Origin of the sequence: Streptomyces sp. NPDC001843, assembly GCF_042891955.1 — a bacterium.
In the GTDB taxonomy this organism is placed as follows: domain Bacteria; phylum Actinomycetota; class Actinomycetes; order Streptomycetales; family Streptomycetaceae; genus Streptomyces.
Genome location: NZ_JBIATQ010000018.1, coordinates 122,836 through 129,865 on the forward strand (window position 1 = coordinate 122,836; position 7,030 = coordinate 129,865).

Here is a 7,030-nt window from a genome sequence, read left to right on the forward strand (position 1 = left end):
GCTCCTCAGTTGGCGCTCTGCGTCGGGAGGTGGCCGCTGCCCCGCAGGGACAGCGCGGCGATCCGGTCGACGGCCCCCGAGAGGGCCTCCGGCGGCAGCAGCCCGGGGCCGTGGCTGCGGGCGAAGTCCGCGAACGTCTCCGCGGTCGTGTACTTCGGCTGGAATCCGAGCGTCTCTCGCATCTGGTCGGTCGCCACCACCCGCCCGTGGGTCAGCAGCCGGATCTGCTCGGGCGAGAAGTCCGTCATACCCAGCGTACGCACCAGAGAGCCGGCCCACGTGACGGCGGGCAGCAGCAGCGGCACCGTGGGGCGGCCCAGCCGCCTGGAGCACTGCGAGAGCAGCAGGACGCCGTCGCCGGCGACGTTGAAGGTGCCGCTGTTGAGCGTGCCGCGGCGCGGCTCGTGCGAGGCGATCCTGAGCACCTCGATCACGTCGTCCTCGTGCACGAACTGCAGCCGGGGGTCGTAGCCGAACACGGTCGGCAGAACGGGCAGCGAGAAGTAGGAGGCCAGCGGGGTGTCCGCGTTCGGCCCGAGGATGTTGGCGAACCTCAGCACGCACACGGCGACGTCCGGCCGCCGGCGCGCGAAGCCCCGAACGTACCCCTCGACCTCGCAGACGTCCTTGGCGAAACCGCCGCTGGGCAGCGACTTGGCGGGGGTGGTCTCGGTGAACACGGCCGGGTCGCGGGGCGCCGAGCCGTACACGTTCGTACTGGATTTCACCACCAGCCGCTTCACCGTCGGCGACTTCTGGCAGGCGCCGAGCAACTGCATGGTGCCGATGACGTTGGTCTCCTTGACCGTGGTCCGGCTGCCGGTGCCCAGCGCCATGCCGGTCACGTCCATGTGGACGACCGTGTCGGCGCCCGTCTCGGCGAGCACGCGCGCGATGGTCGGCTGCCGGATGTCGGCCTGGATGAAGTCGGCGCCCCCCAGGTGGTGCTCGGGCTGCACCGCGTCCACGGCGACGACCCGGTCCACTTCCGGGTCACGCTGGATGCGTCGTACGAAACGGCCCCCCAGTTGACGGGCCACTCCGGTCACGAGCACGACCTTTCCCAAGATCAGCGCCTTCCTTCCAGCCCTCGTCCCAGACCTAGTCCAGCCCGCGTTCCCCGTGTGCGGCCAACTTAGCGGGTGGATGTTGCCTGTGATGACCGCCCGGCGCCGGGGTGGCGGAATTCCCCCTTGGGAACATGACTGTGGCCCCCCACCGGTTTCCCGGTGGGGGGCCACAAAGCCGCGCTCTCGGCGTCGGCTACTTCTTGTTGCGACGCTGAACGCGCGTGCGCTTGAGCAGCTTGCGGTGCTTCTTCTTGGCCATCCGCTTGCGCCGCTTCTTGATAACAGAGCCCACGACTACCCTCGCTCACTTCTCATCACTCGGTGTTGGGCGCCATGGGCCCATACGACCTACGAGGGGACAGCCTACCCCGCAAGAGCGACGAGCTTGAAATCGAGGTGTACCGGAGGGGTCTCCGGCGGTCGCCGTCAGGCGGTTTCCACCCCCACATAGCTCTCGCGAAGGTACTCGTGTACCGCTTGCTCCGGGACTCGGAAGGACCTCCCCACCCGGATCGCGGGCAGATGACCGCTGTGCACCAACCGGTACACGGTCATCTTCGACACTCGCATCACCGAGGCGACTTCCGCCACGGTAAGGAACTGAACCTCGTTCAGAGGCCTCTCGCCAGCTGCAGCCATGACACACCTGAACCTTCCGCACTCGACGGCCACCGGCTTCCCCTTCCGGTGACTCTTCGTCGTTGCGTGCTCACTCCCCAATGTAGGGGCGGGTGATGCGAGTGGGGAAGAGGTGCACCCATCGGCGGCCTACTGTGACAGACACGCTCGATTGAGTACGTAGCGGGTAAGCGGACGGTAGTAAGAAGACCGCACGGCGTCATCAAGTGGAACGGCGACCGACACCGAGCCCTCGGCCTCCCCGACGAACGGCGCCGGATCGTCCGTGTCGGCCAGCCCGATGGCCTCGAAGCCCAGCTGACCTGCACCGCAGACCCAGCCGTGATCCCCGATCACCAACGCCGGCAGCGGGCCTCCCGCCTCGGCGGCCGCGGCGAGCGCGGTCCGAAGCGGGAGCGGTGAGTGCGTGTGTGCGCCGGGCTCACAACCGGGGCGTTCCGCTGTCGGGTCTCGTAGCAGCGCGACGCCTCGTACGTAATCGAGGTTGTAGGTGCGTAGGCCGAACCGGGTCGTTATGTCGACACAGCGACCCTGCGCCGGTGTGAGGATCTCACATCCCGCCGCCGACAAGGCGTCCGCCAAGGCGGCGTAGAAGCCGAGGAGCCGATGGGGGTGCCCGGTCCCCAGCAGCACCGGCGCCCTACACCGCGCGACCGTCGCGACCCGCTCCGCGAAGGCGTCCAGCGCGGCCAGCGTCCGCTCCGGGTCGATCACATCATGCCCTGAAATGTGCGCAGGATCGGCCGAAACCCCGCACTTGTCCGCCATCAATGCGATCAGGTCCCGCATCCCCCACGACCACTCCGGGTCGATCCCGATCAACACCCTGGGATCCCGGGCGGCGAAGAGCCGATAACTGCGCAGGCTCTCCTCCCTGAGCGTCGCCACGGTCCCGGCAAGCCGGGCAGCCAACAGATGCGCGCGCAGTGCTCCCGTGCTCAACACGGGAGCGATGCTCGCGGACGGGAGGCCCGGGGGTGGGGAAAACGGCCGAAGACCGCACGGTTGGCGCAACGCGCCGCCCGACGTCTCCCGGCCCACCCGGCACGCTTCCACCCGGTCGGCATCACTCAGCCCACCCGGCACGCCTCCACGCCGGTCGGCATCACTCGGCCCATCCGGCACGCCTCCACGCCGGTCGGCATCACTCAGCCCATCCGGCACGCCTCCACGCCGGTCGGCATCACTCAGCCCACCCGGCGCTTGAGGACGAGGCCGTTCAGGCCGAAGCGGGGTCTGGGGCGCAGCCCCAGCGGGGTGCAGGGGCGGAGCCCCGCGGGGGTCCGGGGCGGCAGCCCCCATCGGGGTCGAAGGGGCGCAGCCCCTGGGGACGGGAAGGGTAGGGGCGGCGGGGGCGAAAAAACCAGGCCCCACCCCGGCAGCGCCCTACGGCAACAGCCCCCGCAAGGGAAACGCGGCCCGCCGGGTCGCCAGTACCGCCTGGTCCAACCGATCCGCCGGGTCGTACCCGTCCTCCCACGAGGCCCACTCCACCGGCCACCGCCCATCAGTCATCCGCGCCGGCGCCAACTGCCGCGTACGCGCGAAGACCTCCTGCCGCCACCCGTCCGGAATCACCGCCTCGGGCGCGACCTCCCGCCCCGCCGCGATCCCCACCAGATGCGTCCACGACCGCGGCACCACCTCCACCACGGCGTACCCTCCCCCACCGAGCGCCACCCACTTCCCCCCGGCGTACTCGTGCGCCAGCGAATGACACGCCACCTGCACCGCCCGCTGCGCGTCCAGCGACACCGCGAGATGCGCGAGCGGATCCTCGAAGTGCGTGTCCGCACCGTGCTGCGTCACCAGCACCTGCGGCCGGAAGTCGGCGATCAGCTCCGGCACCACCGCGTGGAACGCCCGCAGCCACCCCGCGTCCCCGGTCCCCGCCGGCAGTGCGACATTCACCGCCGACCCCTCGGCCGCCCCCGCCGCCCCGGTCTCCTCCGGCCACCCGGTCTGCGGGAACAACGTACGCGGATGTTCGTGCAGCGAGATCGTCAGAACCCGCGGATCCTCCCAGAACGCCGCCTGCACCCCGTCCCCGTGATGCACGTCGACGTCCACGTACGCGACCCGCTCCGCCCCCAGCTCCAGCAGCCGCGCGATCGCCAGCGCCGCGTCGTTGTAGATGCAGAACCCCGAGGCGCCCCCGGGCATCGCGTGGTGCAGCCCGCCCGCGAAGTTCACCGCGTGATCGGCGTCCCCCCGCCACACGGCCTCCGCCGCCCCCACCGACTGCCCGGCGATCAGCGCGGACACCTCGTGCATCCCGGCGAACGCGGGATCGTCCACCGTCCCCAGCCCGTACGCCCCGTCCGCCGCGCGCGGATCCAACGACGCGGCCTTCACCGCCGCGATGTAGTCCTCCCGGTGGACCAGCCGCAGCGTCGACTCCCCGGCGGGTTTCGCCGCGACGACACCCATCTCCCGGTCGAGCCCGAAGGCCCCCACCAGTCGCCGGGTCAGCTCCAGCCGGACCGGGTCCATCGGATGGTCCGGGCCGAAGTCATAGCCCGTTACTGCCTCGTCCCACATCAGCTGTGCGCGGCCGCTCATGCCCGCCACCGTATCGGTCCGGTTGAGCCTCGAACGACCTGGCGTACACCAACGTCACCAGCACCAACACCATCGGTACAAGCATCGCCCCGCGATAGCTCCAGGCGTCCCCCAGCGCCCCCACCAGCGGCGAACCGACGAGAAAACCCACGTAGTTGAAGATGTTCAGCCGCGCGATGGCCGCGTCCGATACCCCCGGGAAGAGCCGCCCCGCGGCCGCGAAGGTCTGCGGCACCAGCACGCACAGTCCCAGCCCCAACAGGGTGAACCCGAGCATCCCCACCCACGCCCCCGGCGCGACGGCGACCACCGCGAACCCCAGCGCGGCCACCAGTGCCCCCAGCCGTACGACGACCACGGCCCCGAACCGCCGCACCCCGAAGTCCCCGATGGTCCGTCCCAGCAGCGTGGTCACCATGTACACGTTGTACGGGACGGTCGCCAGCTGCTCCGAACTCCCCAGCGTGTCCTGCAGGTACTTCGCGCTCCAGTTGGAGACCGTCGAGTCCCCGATGTACGCGAACGACATCACCAGGCACAGCGGCAGCAGCAGCTTGAAGACGACACCCCCGCCGTCCCGCTGCTCCTCCCGGCCGTCCGCCGGCCCCTGGTCCCCGTCGACGTACCACCGGCTGCCGAGCAGGGCCGCCGGCAGCAGCACCGCCACGACCGGCAGGTACGACACCCACAGCGCCAGGTGCCAGTGCGCCCCCACCCAGGCCAGCGAGGCCCCGACGATCCCGCCCAGGCTGTACGCCGCATGGAAGCTGAGCATGATGCTGCGCCCGTACGTCCGCTGCAGGCTCACCCCGAGCATGTTCATCGAGGCGTCCAGCGCACCGACCGCCAGCCCGAAGCACGCGAGGGCCGCCGCCAGTTCGGCCATCTCCCCGCCCGCCCCGACGCCCAGCAGCGCCAGCAGCACCACGGGCTGGGACCACCGCAGCAGCCGGCTGGGGCGGACGCGCCGCACGAGCTGCTCCGTGGTCACGCTGCCGACCCCGGCGAGGATCGGCACGGCGGCCAGGAAGGCGGGCAGCAGTCCGTCGGAGACGCCGTACCGGTCCTGGATCGCCGGGATACGCGTCACCAGCAGCGCGAACGTGGCGCCCTGCGCGAAGAAGCCGAACGCCAGCGAGGCCCTGCCGCGCCGCAGCACATCTGTCATGGCGGCGAGCGTAGGGCCCCGGCGTACCGGTGGGTAGATCAAGACAAAGATGAATTCCACTCAACTCTGCGCCGGAAGCGCTCAGCTGACCAGAGCGACCTCGCGCTTCACCGTCGCGTTCGCCGCCTCGGCCCGCACCATGGCCTCCATCGGCCCGGCGCCGAGCGCACCGCCCACGAGGATGCCTACGAGGACCGCGACGGCCAGGATGACCCCGCCCAGCCACACCATGGTGTCCACAGGGAGCGTGTAGGCGCCGACGATCCGCACGACGCACTCGGCGAACAGCACCACGCCCCAGACGATCGAGAAGGCCCGCTCCCTGCGCAGGAAGACCGCCGAGCCGACCGCGGCGCCCGACGCCAGCCGCTGCCAGGCGGCCTCCTTGGCGGCGTCGCCCTTCACGAGGAACGGCTTCAGGCCCGCGGTCATCATGGGCTTGCCGAGCACCACGGAGACCAGGATCCCGATCGCGACCGTGCTGCTGACCGCGCTGTCCTTGGCGAGCATCAGCCGCGGGTCGCCGGAGACGAAGCTGAGCAGCAGCGAGACGACGTTCACCACCAGCATGAGCCCGGCGAGGCCGTTGGTCTTCCGCTCCTTGAGCGTGCTCCACCCGGTCCGCAGGGCCGGCACCGCGCTGCTCCAGGCGAGCGCCGCGAACGTGCTCGTCCCGAACCCGTCCTTGCAGAGGTAGTACGACCCGAGAGGCACCGCCACGTCCACGACCAGCGGGAGGAACGGGTTCTGCTTGCTCGTATTCGTCGTCATGCCCTCAGCTTCGCCGAGGGGGCCCGTACGGCAGTAGAAACGATCGTCCAGGGCTCGGCATGACATCTGTCAGGCCAGCAGGGAGACCAACTCATCCATGTCGGAGAACAGTTGACCGGCGTCGGCGAGCTTCGCCGCAGGGGTCATCGCGGTGAACCCGTACACCTCCATCCCGGCCGCCCTGGCCGCCTGAACCCCCAGCGGGCTGTCCTCCACGACCGCGCACCGCTCCGGCGCGACCCCCATCCGCTCGGCCGCATAGAGGAACAGGTCCGGTGCCGGCTTGCCCCGTCCCACGTCCTGCGAGCTGAAGATCCGCGACTCGTCGAACCACCGGTCGAGCCCCGTGGTCCGGTGCCCCACCCTGATCCGCTCATGGCTCCCGGAGGACGCCACGCAGTACGGCACACCGTCCGCGGCCAGCTTCTCCAGTACGTCGCTCGCGCCGGCCACCGGCTTCAACTCCCGCTCGAACGCGGCGAACACCCGCCCGTGGAAGACGTCGTCGAAGTCGTCCGGCAGCCGCTGTCCCGTGCGCTCCATGACCAGTTCGTGGATCCGGTGCATCGCCGAACCCATGTAGTCACGGATGGAGTCCTCGTACGTGGTCGGATGCCCGAGCTCGGTGAGGTAGGCGGCCAGGAGCCGGTTGGAGATGGGCTCACTGTCGACGAGGACGCCGTCGTTGTCGAAGATGATCAGGTCATAGCGCATAGCTAGACCCTAAACGCAGAAAACCCCCGCACCGTGTGGTGCGGGGGTTTTCCCAAGAATTGTTCGGCGGTGTCCTACTCTCCCACAGGGTCCCCCCTGCAGTACC

Annotated in this window: 8 protein-coding genes; all 8 read right to left on the reverse strand. The window is 70.1% G+C overall.

All coding sequences use genetic code 11. The annotated features are described in order from the left end of the window. Positions 1-5: 5 nt before the first annotated feature. On the reverse strand, positions 6-1,067 hold the full coding sequence (locus ACFYZQ_RS34810; protein ID WP_389156734.1) for an NAD-dependent epimerase/dehydratase family protein: 1,062 nt from the start codon (positions 1,065-1,067) through the stop codon (positions 6-8). Positions 1,068-1,263: 196 nt separating this feature from the next. Beyond that, positions 1,264-1,362 (reverse strand): 30S ribosomal protein bS22, encoded by a 99-nt coding sequence (locus tag ACFYZQ_RS34815; RefSeq protein WP_003948845.1) that lies wholly within the window; start codon positions 1,360-1,362, stop codon positions 1,264-1,266. A 134-nt stretch (positions 1,363-1,496) separates the two neighbouring features. Continuing rightward, complete coding sequence (locus ACFYZQ_RS34820) at positions 1,497-1,709, reverse strand: helix-turn-helix domain-containing protein (protein WP_004984898.1); 213 nt, start codon at positions 1,707-1,709, stop codon at positions 1,497-1,499. A gap of 129 nt (positions 1,710-1,838) precedes the next feature. Continuing rightward, complete coding sequence (locus tag ACFYZQ_RS34825; protein ID WP_389156737.1) at positions 1,839-2,654, reverse strand: phosphatase; 816 nt, start codon at positions 2,652-2,654, stop codon at positions 1,839-1,841. Between the two features lie 441 nt (positions 2,655-3,095). Next, a complete protein-coding gene (locus ACFYZQ_RS34830; RefSeq protein ID WP_389156740.1) occupies positions 3,096-4,271 on the reverse strand; it encodes an acetoin utilization protein AcuC in 1,176 nt (391 codons plus the stop codon). Next, positions 4,222-5,439 (reverse strand): MFS transporter, encoded by a 1,218-nt coding sequence (locus ACFYZQ_RS34835; protein WP_389156743.1) that lies wholly within the window; start codon positions 5,437-5,439, stop codon positions 4,222-4,224. Before ACFYZQ_RS34835 ends, ACFYZQ_RS34830 begins: the two co-directional genes overlap by 50 nt. An 81-nt stretch (positions 5,440-5,520) precedes the next feature. After that, positions 5,521-6,210: a VC0807 family protein gene (locus ACFYZQ_RS34840; protein WP_389156745.1), complete on the reverse strand. Its 690-nt coding sequence runs from the start codon at positions 6,208-6,210 to the stop codon at positions 5,521-5,523. A 69-nt stretch (positions 6,211-6,279) separates the two neighbouring features. Beyond that, entirely contained in the window at positions 6,280-6,924 is a 645-nt protein-coding gene (locus ACFYZQ_RS34845; protein ID WP_389156748.1) for an HAD family hydrolase, read from the reverse strand. Between the last annotated feature and the right edge of the window lie 106 nt (positions 6,925-7,030).

What these genes read in the sequence shown, in the direction of transcription:
- ACFYZQ_RS34820 (WP_004984898.1), bottom strand. Translation starts at nt 1,709, where the DNA reads ATGGCTGCAGCTGGCGAGAGGCCTCTGAACGAGGTTCAGTTCCTTACC.
- ACFYZQ_RS34830 (WP_389156740.1), bottom strand. Translation starts at nt 4,271, where the DNA reads ATGAGCGGCCGCGCACAGCTGATGTGGGACGAGGCAGTAACGGGCTAT.
- ACFYZQ_RS34835 (WP_389156743.1), bottom strand. Translation starts at nt 5,439, where the DNA reads ATGACAGATGTGCTGCGGCGCGGCAGGGCCTCGCTGGCGTTCGGCTTC.
- ACFYZQ_RS34840 (WP_389156745.1), bottom strand. Translation starts at nt 6,210, where the DNA reads ATGACGACGAATACGAGCAAGCAGAACCCGTTCCTCCCGCTGGTCGTG.
- ACFYZQ_RS34845 (WP_389156748.1), bottom strand. Translation starts at nt 6,924, where the DNA reads ATGCGCTATGACCTGATCATCTTCGACAACGACGGCGTCCTCGTCGAC.